The sequence below is a fragment of the Ancylomarina salipaludis genome (assembly GCF_004122035.1).
Classification (GTDB): domain Bacteria; phylum Bacteroidota; class Bacteroidia; order Bacteroidales; family Marinifilaceae; genus Ancylomarina; species Ancylomarina salipaludis.
The window spans coordinates 1-17,529 of sequence record NZ_SAXA01000023.1; the positions used below are offsets into that span (position 1 = coordinate 1).

Sequence of the window (17,529 nt, forward strand, 5' to 3'; positions counted from 1 at the left end):
TAATTTAAAAGACCCTCTGGGAAAAAGAGTGATAATAAGGATTTTTGCATAAGAGGTTAATGGTTTTAAATTGAAGCTCCCAAAGATATGATCAATTTAAAGCAGACCCAACTTTTACCAGTGATCCAGTATTATGACGCCTTTTTAGATTTTTTCGAATCAGATCATTTCTAAAGCCTCTCTGGCTACCCATTCAGGAGTAATGTCAATCATGCATTTTTGATACACATCTTGTGAGCATCTGCCAGATCCATCTTTGGTACAGGGGCGACACTTTAGGTCAACTTCCAAAGTTTTAATTTGCTCACCACTTGTAAACCCAAAGGCAGTTGGTCCCATCAATGACAGGCCTTTGATGCCAAATTTATCTGCAGCATGAAGAAAGCCCGTGTCTCCTGAGATTACCAGTTGGGATTTTTGTACCAGATAACAGGATTCGAGCAGATTGGTTTTACCCATAAGGTTCAGTATCCGGTCGGGTGCTGTATCTTGAATTTCTTTGCAAAATAAATCATCGGGCCCGGCCAAAATTAGAAACTTGTAATTGGGTAGATTCAATATGAGTTTTTGCCAATGTCCAACGGGCCAGCGTTTCATAGGCCAAGCCGCAGAAGGGACAAGTGTAATTAGTTTTCGATCATCCTTATCCTTAAAATTCACAATACTTGAGTTAATTTTTTCTTTAAGATCCTCAGGGAAATACCAATCAGTTTTGTTGATGGTAAAATCAGTAATTCCCCATTTCTGGAGAGGTTTTCTAAAGGATAGCATGCCTCTGAATGGCATTGGAAATTTATCGATTCGAAATTTAAATAAAAGGATGCGTTTGATTCTGTCCTTGCTACGGAGAGCATAGTTGGGGCCTATGCCGAACCACCTTTTCCAACGAGGAATAAGTACAGTTTTTAGAACGATAGAGCGAATATTACTATGGGCATCGTATATGTAATCGAATTTTTCCTTTTTTAATTCCTGAGCTTGTTTCCACAGTCCTTTAAATCCTGCTTTTCTGTCGAAACCCCAAATCTTAGCAATACGATTGTCCATAGCCAGAAACGAAGACATATCTTTTCGGGCAATCCAGTGTATTTCAGCATCGGGGTAGTGGTTTTTAATACCATCAACAACAGTCATACATTGAATAATGTCGCCAATGGAAGAGAAGCGAATAATGAGGAATTTTTTAGGCATTGATTCTTTTTTTTAGCTTGAGAGACAAAATTAGAAAGTTTTTTTTCAAAAGCTTTATTATTCTCAAGCGAATGGTTTTCTGAAAACAAAATTCAACATTCATCAAAATCAGATTTTCACCTTTATTTCGATATCTGTAAAGGCTGGGAGAGGTTAGAGTTACATGTATCGAGGGGGAATATTCAATTTGTAAGTGAATTGTTATGGATTGAATCGATCGTTTGGGGTTAAATCTTTATTTCGTCGTCAAAATGTTCTTTGGAAACTGAGGGAGTCTTAGTATTTTATATATCAGAGCTTAAGGGGAGATGATGAGGGGTTGGAACAGATTGATTTATGACAAGATAGAAATTTGAAGAGAGCCCTTCTTTAGTATCTTTCAGTTAGGTTTTTTTAACATTAAATCCTACTGATATGAAAGAGAGAGGGAAAGCAATAGTGGTTGGTTGGGATTTTTCTGAGTATTCTAAACTTGCTTTAGATCATGCCTTGTTTTATGCCTATCAAACCAATTTAAAAGTTTGTTTGATCCATATTGTAAGACGTGAATCTGATATTGGAAAAATAGAAGCTAAATTGCAAAGAGAGGTCGATCATATTTATCACACAAGAGGTAAGCGTGTAGATATGATGGTGCGGGTTGGAAGCGTGTCGTCTGGTTTAAAAGCAGCTGCGATTGAAATATCAGCTGAGGTTGTATTTATAGGAACTCATGGGGTCAGGGGTATTCAGAATTATGTTGGTAGTCATGTTCTGAAAACCATTACAAATTCTGTAATTCCATTTGTGATTGTGCAGGCTCCCCGAGAAAAGCATCGTCGTTTCACCTTAGTTTGCCCAATTGATTCGCGTAAAGAATGCAAAGAGGTTTTGTATTGGGTGACTTATCTGGCAAGATTATTTGGAGCCAATATTTCTTTGGTTTATCCGGAATATAAAATGCCTGAGAAAAGATTAAAAACGAAGGCTAATGTCAACTTTTCTAAAAATTATTTGAGAGGTCTTAGGATGATTTATGATGAAGTGAAACTTGATGCTAAAGGATTTAATAATGCAATTATTAATTACGCCAAGGAAAAACAAGCAGATCTGATTTTGACCATAACCAATCGACAACCCAAAGTTCAGAATTACTTTTTTGTGGACAAAATTCAATATTTACTTGCCAATAAAGAGAAGATTCCTGTATTGTGTATCAGTCCACGAAAAGATCTGTGGTTGTATGGGAATTACAAATAAGATTGACTCTATATTAGTTAAGGATTATGATTATTGAATCGTAATCCTTTTTCTTTTGGAATAAGGTGGGGTGCTTTAATTATGAGCATATTCGTGAGCATTATTTGATGCATAAGATTAAATATTGTTTTTGATATTCCTTTTTGTTTTGTTAGATTTATGCTGCTCAACTTTTATGCAAAAGCGTGGATTGTGATCAATGGATTTGCTTAAAAGCAGGCTATTTTAGGCCAGTTTGTCATGTAAAATGCATGTATCGATTAGCGTTCGTTTTAAGAAAATTCTAAAAAAACAAAAGATGATAGAAGACGGAAAAACAATATTTGTACCATGGGATTTTAAGGGAGTATCTGAGTATGCTTTGGATCATGCTTTGTTTTATTCGTCGAAAAGTAAGCTTGATATTTGTTTGATTTATGTTGTTAAAAAGAAATCCCTTGTTAAAGAAACTAAAAGTAAGCTCGATGCTATAGCTGCCGATGTTTTAGAAAAAAAAGGAAAACAAGTTAGCACTATAGTTGAAGTGGGAAGTTTTCACTCAGGCTTAAAAAAAGCCGCTGATAAACATCAAGCCGCAATGATTTTTGTTGGGATTGATGGGTTTAAAGGCATTCAGAAATATATTGGAACAAATATTTTAAATGTTCTTTCAGGGGCGGTTATTCCATCTGTTGTGGTTCAAAAGCCCAAGCATCCCCGAAGCACGTTTTCTATAGTTTGTCCTATTGATCAAAGAAAGGAGAGTAAACTTTTATTGAGATGGATTTCATTCTTATCCAGATTTATGCACCTCAAAGTTTATCTGGCATACCCTGAATTTGAGGAGTCTGGACAGAATAAAAAGATATTTAGTAATGTTTCTTTTGCAAAGAATTTTCTAAAGAATGAGAAAATTGATTTTGAAACGGAATGCTTTAGTATTTATGATTTTAATAATTCCATCGTCAATTTTTCCCGCAAATTTGGTGTTGATTTAATTTTGAATCTAACCAAAAAAGCCGGCGGATACAGAAGTTTCTTCACAACCCCTAAAAGTCATTATTTGATCGCGAATAGTGAGAAAATACCGGTTATGTGTATCACGCCTACACCAGGTTTATGGAAGTTTACACCTTTTAAATAGAATTAAAATATTGGTTGATTAAATCCTATTCTTTTGAATCGGGATTTTTTTTTCGTAAAAACCGAACTGATTTTAGTTGAATTCAAATCTAAGTTTTTATGAAGCACAGGATTTTTGAAGAATGCCATTATCTTTGAAATAGATTAGAAACCGATTAAAATTTTAAATATGAAGCTGGTATTTGCAACCAACAACCAAAACAAACTTACTGAGATTCAAAATATGCTTGGAGATGAATTTCAGGTTCTGAGTTTATCAGATATCAATTGTCAGGACGAAATTCCTGAGGATCATGAAACACTTGAAGAAAATGCCAGTCAGAAAGCCCATTACATCTATGAAAGATTTGGATTGAATTGTTTTGCCGATGATACAGGTTTAGAAGTTAAAGCCTTGAATAATGAACCAGGCGTTTATTCTGCACGTTATGCCGGTAGTGCCCGATCTTCTAAGGACAATATGAGAAAGGTTTTGGATAAACTTGAAGGAATTGATGAACGATCAGCTCGATTCAGAACAGTGATTTCTTTGATTATTGATGGGGAAGAAATGCAATTCGAGGGTATTGTGAATGGTGAAATCTTATTTGAAGAAAAGGGAACAGATGGTTTTGGTTATGATCCTATATTTCAACCGGAATCATACGATGTTTCTTTCGCCGAAATGTCTCTTTCTGATAAAAATAAGATAAGCCACAGAGGAAATGCGGTACGTAAATTAGTTGAATATTTGCTTAAATAAGATTTTGTAATTCCTTTTATTATTGATCATTATAGTCTTAGTTCTTACGGATGTTAGGTGAGGCTGGTTGATTGATATGGTTAATTTTAAAAGTCTTTATTTAAAGTTTAAGTTCTAAGTAATATTAATGCTTTTCGATAATCTTGAATCTATTTTATAGAAATGCTTCATAAAACAAGAGCTGTCATACTAGCCTGTGTAAAATATGGTGATACAAGCCTTATAGTGCATGCCTATACCGAAAAATTCGGTAGGCAGAGCTATATGATTAAGGGGGGCAGATCGAAGAAATCGAGAACGAAACTCAATCTCTTCCAACCACTTTTTTTGTTGGATATGAATGTGTCTCACAGAGACGGAAAGAACTTGCAGATGATTAAGGAGGCACAGTTCTCTGAAATAACACCCCACTTAAACTTTGAAGCGCATAAGAATCCTTTGGTATTATTTTTAGCAGAGGTGTTATCTAAAGTTCTTAAAGAAGAGGAAGGCGATACTCAGCTGTTTGGTTTTTTAGCTGATCACATCACTTATCTTATACAAGTAGAAGATATTCCCAGAGCTTATCACCTCAATTTTTTAATGAACCTAACCCGTTTTTTGGGTTTTTATCCACATGATAACTGGTCAGATGCGAAACCGTTTTTTGATTTGGATAATGCGGTATTTGTTTCGCTTGAAAATAGACATGCGCATTGTTTGAGTCAGGCAGTCAGTTACTTGTTTCATCAGCTATTGCAAACACAACTGAGTTTGATTGATCAGATGGATATCTCTTCAGATGATTTGAAATTGCTATTGAGGGGGATTTTAAATATTTATGCCTTGCACAGTCCGGGGTTTACCAAATTAAAATCATTTGCCATATTTGAGGATTTGAATGATTACTAATTGAATTTGAGAGATAAAAAAAAAGCTTCAAAACCACACCGAATGTGATTTTGAAGCTTTTGTGTTTTTTGCTATTGATTTCTTTTAAAACAGACCGTGAATTTGGGCCTCAACCTGATCCATAATGGCATTCAAATCGTTTGGATTCTTGAGAAAATCGATATTGTCTGCATCCACAATTAAGAGCTTTCCACTGTTATATTCTTTAATCCAGTTTTCGTAGCGATTGTTCAGATTTTTAAGGTAATCCAGACGAATTGTTTCTTCGTATTCCCGACCTCTTTTTTGAATTTGATCAACCAGAGTTGGAACTGAAGAACGCAAATAGATTAATAAATCAGGAGCCTGAATCATCGAGCCCATCAGTTTGAACAGTTTTGAGTAGTTATTGAAATCACGCTCTGACATTAAACCCATATCAAATAAGTTGGGTGCAAAAATTTGAGCGTCCTCATAAATGGTTCTATCCTGAATAATGTTGCGACCGGACTTTCGAATATCCATGATTTGTGTAAACCGACTCTTTAGAAAATAAATCTGAAGATTGAAGGACCAACGTTGCATGTTGTCGTAGAAATCATTCAAATAGGGATTTTCATCAACATCTTCAAAATGGGCTTCCCAGCCATATTGTTTGGCAAGAAGTTCGGTAAGTGTGGTTTTTCCGGAGCCTATATTTCCAGCAATTGCGATATGCATAGCGATATTTTTTTCTGATTGTAAATCCGATTGGTATCGGATAAAATTTGCAGTTTGAGATGCAAAAGTATATTTAAACTAAATTATCGGCGAAAAGGCCATGAAGATTAGCATCAATTTTTGTGATCACCTCACTTAAATCTTTAGGATTCCCAAGAAAATCAATATTATCAACATCAATAATCAACAACTTGCCTTTGTCATAACTCGAGATCCACGCTTCGTAACGTTCGTTCAGACGTTTTAGATAATCTAGTCGGATGGTTTCTTCATACTCCCGTCCTCTGTCCTGGATATGCTCAACCAAAGTTGGGATAGATGCGCGAAGATAAATGAGCAAATCAGGCGCTTGAATCAAACCACTCATAACCTCAAAAAGGGCTTTGTAGTTGTGAAAGTCACGCTCAGGCATTAAATTCATTGCATGCAAGTTGGGCGCAAAAATATGAGCATCCTCATAGATGGTTCTATCCTGAATGATTTTTTTCCCTGATTGACGCAGGGCTAAAACCTGGTTGAAACGTGAGTTTAAAAAATGAATTTGCAGTGCAAAGGACCAACGCTGCATATCCTCGTAAAAATCATTTAAATAAGGGTTTTCATCAACATCCTCAAAATGAGCTTCCCATCCATAGTGTTTTGAAAGCAACCCGGCTAAAGTCGTTTTGCCAGCCCCAATATTTCCTGCAACAGCAATATGCATTGTTATGTTTAGTTTTATTTTTGAAAAATTCAACTAAAATTAAGAATAATTTTCAGGAATACAACTTCTAGTTTTTTGATTAAAATCAGAGCAGTTTTGTATCAGGGGTTTAGCTTTTTTATTGAGATTTGATTTGCCGAAAGAATGTAGATTTTATTGTCATGAATTTGGCTTTGACTGTGTTCTGAATTTTTCAACTCATAAAGATTTGAATCAGATGTGGTCAATGGATTGTATGAAAACCAGATCCCATTTTTTAAATAAACGAGTTTTTGATTATTAAAGCAAAATGCCTCTATTTTGGGTAGGGGAATTTGCTGAACAAATTGACCAAATTTATTTAAGATCAAAATTCCTTCCGAGGGTATAAGAAAATAAAGCTGCTCATTATATTCTGCCATTTTGGTAGGTGTCTTTTTCTTGAAGTAGGAAGATAGCAGACTGCTTTTGTTTAAAATTTCGGCTTGATTTGAGATTTTAAAAGCTTGATTGTCTTCATCGTTATAGATCCAAAATCCACTGGATGAGGCATTGCAGCAAAGCTGACTCTCATTGCTGGAATAGTTGTACAGATCAATCGGATCTACGATAGGTGCTAAAGTTTGATCGAGATATAAAATTTGATTGAATTCTTTGTAAAATAAGAGCAGCCGAAGTGGATTTGAGACATCAACAGACGTGATATCACCCAGTAGGGCATCAGAGAAATTGCATACAAGTTCAGCCTCCGGAGAATATTTTTTTAGTTCGTTCCCGTCAGTTGTATAGATGTTGCCCAGATGATCAACTTCAAGAAACTGATGGTTTTTCTGAGCACAAATTTCGAGTGAGCTTATAAGGCACAGAATGTTAATTAGGAACTTCATTATTTTCGTTTTAAATCTGATTCATGTCTAGAATTTCATCAATCAGGTCTCTGTTATTGGCTAAACGCGGCACTTTATTTTGTCCGCCTAATTTACCCTTTTTCTTTAACCAATCGTAGAACAAATCTTGACGGGCGATCGTAATAACAGGTTTATCCAGAGTAATATTTTTATATCGCTTTGCCTCGTAGTCCGAGTTTTGATTCATTAGAGCATTGTCAAGCATATAGTTAAATTCATCAATGTTTACCGGAGCTTTCTCGAATTCAATCAGCCATTGATGTGCCCCTTTTCTGTTGTTATCCATAAAGATAGGTGCCCCAATATAATCTTTTATGATGGCATTTGTTTTTGTACAGGCTGTTTGCATGGCTTTTTCGGCATTATCGATAATAATTTCCTCACCAAAGGCATTGATAAAAAGTTTGGTTCGACCTGATATTTTAAATTTATAGGGTTTTAAGGAAGTAAAGCGAATTGTATCCCCAATTTGATAACGCCATAAGCCCCCATTGGTTGTAATAATGATGGCATAATGGGTATGCAATTCAACATCTTCAAGGCTTAGGACTTTAGGATTTTCATCATTAATATTTTCAAAAGGAATAAATTCATAGTAGATGCCATAATCAAGCATGAGTAACATGGCTTCGTCATTCAAATCGTCCTGAATACCAAAAAAACCTTCAGATGCATTATAGGTTTCCATATAATTCATTTTTTCAGGAGCAAGTAGCGAGTTAAATTGGTTGCGGTAAGGATCGAAACAGACACCCCCATGCACAAATAGTTCCAGGTTAGGCCAGATATCGTGTATACTTTGTTTTCCGCTAACCTTCAGGACATGTTTAAGTAAAACCAAATACCAGGAGGGAACCCCTGAAAGACTGGTGACATTCTCGTTGAGAGTTGCCTCGGTCATTTTATTGAGTTTTTCTTCCCATTCATCCAAAAGAACGATGGCTGAATCCGGTGTGCGGATAAAATGAGCCCAGAAAGGTAAATTTTGAATCAAAATGGCTGATAAATCACCAAAATACGATTCATTACTGAGGTTGTTTATCTGATGCGATCCACCTAAAGTGAGACCTTTACCTTTTAGGATACCTGTTTCAGGGAAGAGGGATGTGTATAGCGCTAATATATCTTTGCCACCTCTAAAGTGACAGTCTTCCATGGCTTCTTTACTGACCGGAATGAATTTACTTTTAGAATGGGTTGTCCCTGATGATTTGGCAAACCATTTTATTTCGCTGGGCCATAAAATATTCTGTTCCCCCTGACGCAATCTGTCTACGTAGGGTTCAATGTCTTCATAAGTTTGAATGGGTAAACGTTCTTTAAACTGATTAAGGGCATTAATCGATTGAAAGTCGTATTTGTTTCCCCATTCTGTATTTCTGGCAGTATCTAGAAGCTTGGTTAAAACTTCATGTTGGGTTTCAATGGGGTATTTTTTCGCGAAATCAATTTCCGAAAGACGTTTGGTATTAAACCAGGAAACAATGGAATTAATTAGAGGCATATATAAACTTATCGTTAGCAAATAACTGGTAAATTATAAGTTTAAATATAGGGAATTTATTTTGTTAAAAGTTTGATTTATTAGACCAAAATAGGTGATATATTTGTTCAATAAGTATTGTTTTTTGTTTCACAACAGATTTTTTTTGAAATAAAAATCTTGAATACTAAAGCCATACTATCTATTCTAGATTAATCCTTATCTTTGCCAAGATAAATTAGAAACAAAGAAAATTATATATAATGGAATCAACCAGACAGAGTAAGATATCAAGATTGTTACAAAAAGATTTGAGTGAGATTTTTCAGATGGAATCCCGTAATCTTTTTCAGGGGAAGATGATTTCTGTTACACGTGTAAGAATTAGTCCTGACTTGGGGCTGGCAAAGGTTTATTTGAGTATTTTTCCTTCGGATCAGGCCGAATCAGTTTTGAAAGAGGTGAAGATACAAACGAAAAATTTGCGTCGTTTGTTGGGGAATCGTGTGGGGAAACAATTGAGAGTTGTTCCTGCACTAAGTTTTTATGTTGACGATTCATTGGATTATATCGCCAATATTGATTCCCTTTTGGATAAATAATACGGTGTTTCAATTAAATCATTCAGACGATCCTTTTTAAGTCACGTATTTGAATTTACCTTTCTACATAGCCAAGCGTTATCTTGTTTCAAAAAAGAAACAGAATGTAATCAATATCATCTCCATGATATCGGTTGTTGGTGTGAGTTTGGGTACAATGGCTTTAATCATTGTTTTGTCAGCGTTTAATGGTCTGAATGTTTTAGTTAGTGATCTTTTTGGAAGTTTCGATCCCGATCTTAAGATTTTACCCGTAACAGGCAAAACATTTATTCCTGATTCCCCCAAGTTTGCTCAAATCAAAGAGATGGATAAGGTGCTGTTTTATGCAGAAGCCCTTGAAGATAATGCTCTTTTGAAATATGCTAATCGTCAGCGTCCCGCTATTGTGAAGGGCGTTAGTGAAGATTTTGCTCTGATGACAGGGATTGATACCATGATGCCTGACGGAAAATTTATTTTGGAGCAAGGCAATCGCGAATATGCCGTGTTGGGATATGGTGTGGCTGCGAATTTGGGTGTCGGCCTGAATTTTATTGATCCCATCAAATTTTATGTCCCTCGCCGGGATGCAAAAATAGGGCATAACCCCATGGATGCTTTTACTGTTGATCATCTCTTTCCTAAAGGTGTTTTCACCATTCAGGAAGAATTCGATTCTCAATATGTATTGGTTCCCATGTCTTTTGCACGCCGATTGTTTGGTAGGAAAAAAGAGGTTTCTGCCATCGAAATAAAGCTTAAGGATATTGATCAGTCTGATGAGGTTCAGGCATCAATTCAAAATCTTTTGGGAGAGAATTTTGTGGTGAAAAATCGTTTTCAGCAGCATGATGTTCTCTTTAAAATGATGCAGTCGGAAAAGACAGCTATCTTTTTTATACTGGCATTTATTTTGGTTATTGCCTCATTCAATATTATTGGTTCGCTTAGTATGTTGATTATCGACAAACAAAACGATATTGAAACATTAAGAAGTATTGGGGCAAATAAAACACTAATTCAAAGAATTTTCTTGATTGAAGGTTGGCTTATTTCTCTCTTGGGAGCGGTGATAGGTACAGTATTAGGAATTTTGGTTTGTGTTTTACAGATTAAGTTTGGTTTCGTTAAAATTACAGGTCCTGATAGTTTTATTTTCTCAAAATATCCGGTTAGTATGGAATTTCTCGATATTCTGATTGTTTTTGTAACGGTTGTGATTATTGGTTATCTGGCTTCTCGTTTGCCCGTACGTTATCTAACTCGCAAGTTTTTAAATGTGAGATAATACACCATTGGGGATTTTAATTAGCGTAAGCCAATACTTTAGAACCGGACATTAGGATTTACTAAAATGATTGTAATTCAAGACTAAAAATTAAACGATATGATTCGAATTTTTCTTTTTATTTTCTTTTTTGCTGGTATAGCTATGACTGTGCAAGCTCAACAAATAGCCAAAACAAACTCTGGTCGGGTTGTTGTCTTATTCGATAATGGTACCTGGAAATATGTGGATGAAACCCCCAATGTAAAAGCTGATTCAGAGGTGGAAGCTATAGCTCCAAAACCAAGCGTAATCAATTCAAAAATCGAACTTAAGGACGCTGAAACAGAGAAGCTAAATTTTATAAATGGGCCGAGTGCCAAGCTTAAAAAATATTTTAAAGACAAGAATATAGTTAATGCGGATATGGCTCTTGTGTCTAAGGATGGCAAGGTTAAATTGTTAATTGACTGGAAAGTAATGACTGGTGAAGGATTTTCTTATTTCGGTTACATTAAGGAAGGATGCAAAATTAGCCTTGAATTGATGGGAGGAAAGCTTGTTGATTTGGTTTATAGCGAGGAATTTGAGCCAAAAGAATACGAAAAGTATGGTTTTTCAACCTATAAGACTAAACTGAATTTGAGTTTGGAACAAATTGCATTGTTGCAATCAAGTATTGTAACTAAGGCAACGATGACCTGGACTAAGCGTAGCGAAGAGTATAAAGTTACCAATCCTGCATACTTTGTAAACGAGTTACCCAAGTTGTTAGAGTAGTATCTGTCCGATTAATGATATAATAAAAGCTGGTTAGTCTTTCGACTTGGCCAGCTTTTTTTATGCTATTAGATTAATGTAAATTTGAAATTAATCTTCAGAAATATCTTCTCCCCATTGTTCTGAAATACGATCGAGTATCAGCATGAGTTCATCGTAATTTCCTGAGCGAAGCATTTCGATTCGAGTTTGCTTAAAGTTGTAAAGCCCTTTAAACATGCCAGCCATATGGCGGCGCATATGTAGGATACCTCGTTTTTCGTCTATCCAATCAATGGCTGCATCAATTTGTTGTTTTAACATCTCAACTTGTTGCGATACGGTTGCCGGTGGCAGAATTTCGCCGGTTTGCAGATAGTGTTTTACATCACGGAAAATCCAGGGTTTCCCAACGGCTGCTCGTCCAATCATAATGGCATCTACACCATATTTGTCGAATGCTTCTTTAGCTTTGATCGGATTGGTGATATCGCCATTCCCGATAATAGGAATGTGCATACGAGGGTTGTTTTTAACTTGACCAATTAAATCCCAATCGGCTTCACCCGTGTACATTTGACATCGGGTACGACCATGAACAGTTAGAGCTTGTATGCCAGTGTCCTGCAGTTTTTCAGCCAAATCGACAATAATTTTTGAATCTTCGTCCCAGCCCAATCGGGTTTTTACTGTAACAGGAATATTCACTGCTTTCACAACCTCTTCGGTTATTTTCAGCATCAAAGGAATATTCTGTAGCATTCCTGCACCCGCACCTTTTGTAGCTACTTTTCTGACCGGGCAACCAAAGTTGATATCGATAAATTCAGGATTGGCCTGTTCTACAATTTTAGCAGCACCCACCATGGCATCCACTTCTTTTCCATAAATTTGAATCGCAACCGGACGCTCTTCATCCAAAATGGTTAATTTCTTCATGGTGCGATTGACTGATCGAATCAATGCATCTGATGACACAAATTCGGTATACATCAAATCGGCGCCATATTGTTTACACAACAAACGAAAGGGTGGGTTGGTCACATCTTCCATGGGTGCCAGCAAAACGGGTTGATTCCCTAAATCTAAATTTCCTATCTTCACTTTATAACCTAATTAAGAACAAGCACTTTTGATTGAAAAACTCAATATTTGTTTGGAATAGTCTTCTCAAGAATCACAGACAGTAGCTCTGAATTTAAACATTCTAAAACCAATATTGATGTTTTTTATTTGACTGCAAAGATATAACAGATCCTTTAATTAAAAATAGGATTCATAAAGCATCTGGTTTTTAACTAAAAGCATGCTAAAATGTATCATGCTGTTTTAGTATAAATTGTTAATTTTGTTCTTAATCTTTAAAATTTGCTAGAGAAAAAACTGTTTGTATGTTAAAAAAAAGTTTGATTCCCCTATTGGCCATATTTTTTGTTGGAGTTCTCGCAATGGCCTATTTCTATATGCAAAAACAAAAAGAATATAAGACGAGCAATCACTTTCTGTCTATTCCTGCTTCTTCTGAAATTATGATTCATTTTGATGATGTTGAGAACCTGATTTCAAAACTTGAAAAAAATAAAGGCGTTTGGAAAGAACTGTGTCAGTTTGATGCTTTTGGCAAAATAGATAAGAATCTGAAGCAACTTTCAGCTTTGATTAACGATTCGTCTTCAGATTCTGAATTCGATTTGAACAGATCGCTGTCGATTGCGAGTCAGATTATGGGCAAGAATCAGATTGAATATCTTTATGTGCTTCCCGTGCGAAGCTATCTTGAAGAAAAAAGAATTCAGACGTTCATTTTAAATAAGTTTAACTCTGATAAAGAGCCTGTAAGCAGAGAATATAACGGTTTGAATCTGTATACAATTAAGACCAGTACAGAAAAGAAATTCCTCCATTTTTGTTTCTCGAAAGGATTGATGTTATTGAGTTCATCAATGATTTACCTTGAAAATTCTGTTCGACAACTTGGAGAGTCAGGATCGATAAGTGAATCCAAAGGATTCAATCAGGTTTTTAAAACAAAGGGTGAAAATGTAGATGCCAATATTTATTTCAATCTTAAAAAATGTCAAAAGCAGCTTGCATTTCTTTTTGAGAAGGGAATAAAATCGCATATGAGCAATTATTCTCACATGGGGAATTGGGCAGAATTGGATTTAAGTTTTAGAGACCATCTGGTTTTATTGAATGGTTTTTCATATTCAGATAGTGCGGAAAAAAACTACCTGAACGTTTTTATGAAGCAGGATGCGGTAAAAATGGAACTGGAATCTGTTTTGCCGGGAAACTCTGGTTTGGTTGCAATTTTAGGATTGAATAATCCTCAGCAGCACAAAGAAGCTTATCGTCGGTTTCTTGAAGGCAGCAATGGTCTGGAAGGATATTTGGAGAGATTGAAACGCTTAAAGGATAAGACAGGAACTGATTTTGAAGAGTTGATTTATTCAATTGTACACAAAGAGATTGCTCTGGTCTATTTGGATAATCAGAGTGATCAGCAATTTTCTATAATCAGGACAAAATCGGCTAGTGCTGCCAAAGAGAAAATTATAAAGATGCTAACTGCCTATGCAGAAATGAATCAGCGCAGTCTGTCGTATTATTCAACAAGTTTTAAACTTGATGGTGCCACTAAGTTTGATGTGTATAGAATGCCGGACGATGTGATTCTTGAAAAAATATTTGGTCGTTTATTCAAAGGAGCACCAACGACTTATGTTACGATTTTCGATAATTATCTGATTTTTGGTAAGAGTAAAGCTCAATTGTCTGAATTTGTTCATGCTTCGTTTCTAAGAAAAACTTTGGATAAAGATCCTGTTTTTGATGAAAGTAAGGAGTATTTGTCAAATAAAGCGAACTTCTTTTTCTATACAAATATGCCTCGTGCCAATAAGGTGATCGCAAGTTTCTTGAATGAAGATCTTACAGAATGCATACAGGAGCATAGCGAAGAACTGAATAAATTCCAGGCTATTGGTTTTCAGATGAGTGCTAATGAAGATTTGATCTACAATAATATTTTTGTGAAGCACAACCCGGTCTTGGAGTTGGCTCCTCAGACTGTTTGGGAATCTCGACTTGATACAGCATTTGTACACAAGCCTTTTTTGGTTAAGAATCATTACACACAGGAGAAAGAAATTTTGGTTCAGGACTTAAAGAATCAGCTTTACCTGATTAATCCGGCTTCAGGTAGAATTCTATGGAAAAAACCTTTGTCTTCGCCAATTGTGGGTGAAGTTTGCCAAATTGATGTGTTTCGAAACAACAAGCTACAGTATCTGTTTGTTACAGAGAACAAGCTGCATTTAATTGATCGTGAAGGGCATGATGTTGCGAATTATCCTGTCTTATTAAGATCTAAGGCGGTACGTGGTGCTTCAGTTTTTGATTACAGTAATAACAGGAACTATCGAATTTTTATACCGGGTGAGGACCGAAAAATTTATGCTTATTCTAAAGATGGGAAGTTACTTGATGGATGGAAATTTAAAAAAGCGGAAAACCCAATCATCAGTGAAATTCAACACTTCCGAATTAAGAGTAAAGACTATATTGTTTTTGCCGATGAGTATCGTGTTTATTTTCTAAATAGGAGAGGGCAGGTTCGATTAAAACCTCAGAAACAAATTTCAAAATCAAGACTTAATGCATTTTATCTTGAGCTGGCTACATCGAAACATTCTGACCGAATTGTGACAACTGATAGGGAAGGAAATATCCAATATTTCTATATGGATGGCAAGGTTGAAACGAAGACATTGTCAAATTTAGGTAAAGATCATTATTTTATTGCCAGCGATATCAATGCCGATGGCGAATCGGAATACATTGTGAGTCATGATCGGACATTAAATGTATTTGATGCTAATGGTTCTACTCTGCTGAATTTGGAATTTAATTCCTCAATTTCGGATTCTCCCGCTGTTTATCAGTTTTCGCCACGCGATTTTGAAATTGGAATTTGTCTTAAGGGGGATAACGAAATCCACCTGATTAAAATGAATGGGCAGAATCATAAAGGTTTTCCTTTAAAGGGGAATACCGCTTTTTCAATTGCTTTTTCAAATGGTTTACAAAAAGGTTTCCACTTGTTTACTTGTGATAACCGGAATTTTTTGTTAAATTATTCCGTTAAATAGCTCTTTTTTATGACAAAAAGCCTATTTTATGGTGTGAGTTAATTTGTGGAGATATTGTTTTTTTAGAAAAAGGATGAGTAGATTTGCTGATTCTTAGATCGTATTAAAATATGTAATTACCACATAAAACCATTAGTATAATGAAAAGAGAAATTAGAATCCCCATCTTGCTGGTCTTGTTTTGTTTCCTGACTATGCCCTTTAAATCATGCGTCGATTCTGATGACTATGATTTCGATAGATTATCTGATAAAGTTGATTGGCAGCCCAATTTTGTCGCCCCGATAGGATACGGAGAATATAGTCTTTGGTATCTTCTGAACCAACATGAGGAACTCGAAGCGGATCAGACAATTATTCTTGGTGATGATGGTTTAATTCATATTAAACATATTGAGAAAGATATCTTTAGCTATGGAACTGATGAGGTTTTGACATTTCCAACTCAGGATCCTTACTCTACAACATTTGATATGTCAGACTATCCAACTGTCTCTATTCCTTTTCCGTCTGATCAAACTCTTGCATCTACAACAAAGGGGTTTAATATTAAGGCTGATGGTACAGACATTATTCTGACAAAATTAAAGCTGGATACTAAGGTGAGTTTCACCGTATCCAATCCGGTTGATAAAGCTATTAAGCTTACTGTAACATTGGACGAAGGTAGTGTTGGTGGTGTTAATCCTCTTAGTAAGGATTTTGATATTATACCTAATGCGAATGGTCAAACCTTTGACTGGGATTTGACTGATTTAGAATTCACCTTTCCAAGTCCTTCAATCAATAACACCTTGCATATTAGTTTTGGAGTTACCATTCTTGCTGATGCATCCGGAACAATAAGGAGTAATGGAAACGATCTTGAAATTGGCTATCAATTTGGTGGACTGGCATTCAAATTAGCTAAAGGAGATTTTGGAGATCAGACCATTGATGTTGGATCCGGAACTATTGATATGGGCGTTGATTTTTGGGATGATATTGATGGAAACTTCACATTCGCAGATCCTCGAATTAGTCTCATGTTCAATAATACAGTAGGTGTGCCATTTTTGGTTTCGGCTAATATGACAGGTTCAAACACTGATGGTGAGACTCTAAGTCTTGATCCTGATGATCAGTTGCCTGCTTATCCAACAACAGAAGCGGATGTTTTAGCAGGTATCGAAGCTTCAATCACGTACAATAAAGACAATTCGCAGATTGTTCCTTTTATGGCTTTGCCACCATCCGGAGACATTACTTATTCGGGTTCGGTTCGAATTAATCGAAATTTAGATGGAACAAGATATGATCCGCTTGCAGCAGGTAATAATATCAACATCATTTCAGGAACATCATCCATTACTGCTGACCTGGAGATGGATATCCCTATGGATTTTAAAGCAGATAATTTAAGTATCTCAGATACAATTGATGAGGTTGATATTAGTGATGCTGAAAAAATTGTGAAAGCAGCCTTGATCATTACTTCAGAAAATGGCTTGCCTTTGGATGTGAAGATTGAAAATATATTTCTTACGGATGCTAGTTATACAGTGCTTTCTACAATTTCCAATGAAAGTATTATAAATGCTGCTGGTGTAACAGCTAACGGTGAAGTTGATCCTTCTACTGTAAAGGAAGTTGTGAATACAATTGAATTATCCGAAGATCAGATTAAGAGTTTGAACGATACTGAGAACATTATTATCAAGGCAGCCGTGAGCACTTATGATGAAGGAAAACAATCCGTAAAACTTAAAGGATCGGATAAGTTGAAGTTTTCGATTTCGGTAAATGCACAAGTCGATCTATCTAAATAA

Annotated in this window: 15 protein-coding genes; 9 read left to right on the forward strand and 6 right to left on the reverse strand. The window is 35.8% G+C overall.

What is annotated here, in order from left to right:
- Nucleotides 1–159: 159 nt before the first annotated feature.
- Complete coding sequence (locus EO244_RS16185; protein ID WP_129255731.1) at nt 160–1,191, reverse strand: glycosyltransferase family 9 protein; 1,032 nt, start codon at nt 1,189–1,191, stop codon at nt 160–162.
- Between the two features lie 414 nt (nt 1,192–1,605).
- On the opposite strand from EO244_RS16185, the gene EO244_RS16190 reads away from it, so the two are divergent.
- From EO244_RS16190 to recO, 4 genes are all read left to right on the forward strand, one after another.
- The gene (locus EO244_RS16190; protein ID WP_129255732.1) at nt 1,606–2,430 is read left to right on the forward strand and encodes a universal stress protein; all 825 of its coding nucleotides are present in this window, start codon (nt 1,606–1,608) and stop codon (nt 2,428–2,430) included.
- A gap of 298 nt (nt 2,431–2,728) precedes the next feature.
- On the forward strand, nt 2,729–3,553 hold the full coding sequence (locus EO244_RS16195; RefSeq protein ID WP_164977525.1) for a universal stress protein: 825 nt from the start codon (nt 2,729–2,731) through the stop codon (nt 3,551–3,553).
- Nucleotides 3,554–3,721: 168 nt separating this feature from the next.
- A complete protein-coding gene (locus EO244_RS16200; protein ID WP_129255734.1) occupies nt 3,722–4,294 on the forward strand; it encodes a non-canonical purine NTP diphosphatase in 573 nt (190 codons plus the stop codon).
- A gap of 162 nt (nt 4,295–4,456) precedes the next feature.
- Nucleotides 4,457–5,185: a DNA repair protein RecO gene (recO, locus tag EO244_RS16205; RefSeq protein WP_129255735.1), complete on the forward strand. Its 729-nt coding sequence runs from the start codon at nt 4,457–4,459 to the stop codon at nt 5,183–5,185.
- An 84-nt stretch (nt 5,186–5,269) separates the two neighbouring features.
- Here recO and EO244_RS16210 read toward each other — a convergent pair whose 3' ends face one another.
- From EO244_RS16210 to EO244_RS16225, 4 genes are all read right to left on the reverse strand, one after another.
- Nucleotides 5,270–5,884, reverse strand: a complete 615-nt coding sequence (locus EO244_RS16210; protein ID WP_129255736.1) for a deoxynucleoside kinase — start codon at nt 5,882–5,884, stop codon at nt 5,270–5,272.
- A 73-nt stretch (nt 5,885–5,957) separates the two neighbouring features.
- The gene (locus tag EO244_RS16215) at nt 5,958–6,587 is read right to left on the reverse strand and encodes a deoxynucleoside kinase (RefSeq protein WP_129255737.1); all 630 of its coding nucleotides are present in this window, start codon (nt 6,585–6,587) and stop codon (nt 5,958–5,960) included.
- A gap of 101 nt (nt 6,588–6,688) precedes the next feature.
- A complete protein-coding gene (locus EO244_RS16220; protein WP_129255738.1) occupies nt 6,689–7,453 on the reverse strand; it encodes a hypothetical protein in 765 nt (254 codons plus the stop codon).
- A gap of 10 nt (nt 7,454–7,463) precedes the next feature.
- On the reverse strand, nt 7,464–8,978 hold the full coding sequence (locus tag EO244_RS16225) for a GH3 auxin-responsive promoter family protein (RefSeq protein ID WP_129255739.1): 1,515 nt from the start codon (nt 8,976–8,978) through the stop codon (nt 7,464–7,466).
- A gap of 242 nt (nt 8,979–9,220) precedes the next feature.
- Between EO244_RS16225 and rbfA the strand changes: the two genes are divergently transcribed.
- From rbfA to EO244_RS16240, 3 genes are all read left to right on the forward strand, one after another.
- Complete coding sequence (rbfA, locus tag EO244_RS16230; protein ID WP_129255740.1) at nt 9,221–9,559, forward strand: 30S ribosome-binding factor RbfA; 339 nt, start codon at nt 9,221–9,223, stop codon at nt 9,557–9,559.
- A 49-nt stretch (nt 9,560–9,608) separates the two neighbouring features.
- A complete protein-coding gene (locus tag EO244_RS16235; protein ID WP_129255741.1) occupies nt 9,609–10,829 on the forward strand; it encodes an ABC transporter permease in 1,221 nt (406 codons plus the stop codon).
- A gap of 99 nt (nt 10,830–10,928) precedes the next feature.
- On the forward strand, nt 10,929–11,588 hold the full coding sequence (locus tag EO244_RS16240; protein ID WP_129255742.1) for a hypothetical protein: 660 nt from the start codon (nt 10,929–10,931) through the stop codon (nt 11,586–11,588).
- A 90-nt stretch (nt 11,589–11,678) separates the two neighbouring features.
- Here EO244_RS16240 and dusB read toward each other — a convergent pair whose 3' ends face one another.
- Nucleotides 11,679–12,671, reverse strand: coding sequence for a tRNA dihydrouridine synthase DusB (dusB, locus tag EO244_RS16245; protein ID WP_129255743.1), 993 nt, complete (start codon nt 12,669–12,671; stop codon nt 11,679–11,681).
- Between the two features lie 287 nt (nt 12,672–12,958).
- Here dusB and EO244_RS16250 point away from each other — a divergent pair, with 287 nt between their 5' ends.
- Together EO244_RS16250 and EO244_RS16255 are read left to right on the forward strand one after the other, a co-directional pair.
- Nucleotides 12,959–15,721 (forward strand): DUF3352 domain-containing protein, encoded by a 2,763-nt coding sequence (locus EO244_RS16250; RefSeq protein WP_129255744.1) that lies wholly within the window; start codon nt 12,959–12,961, stop codon nt 15,719–15,721.
- Between the two features lie 140 nt (nt 15,722–15,861).
- Entirely contained in the window at nt 15,862–17,529 is a 1,668-nt protein-coding gene (locus EO244_RS16255) for a translocation/assembly module TamB domain-containing protein (RefSeq protein ID WP_129255745.1), read from the forward strand.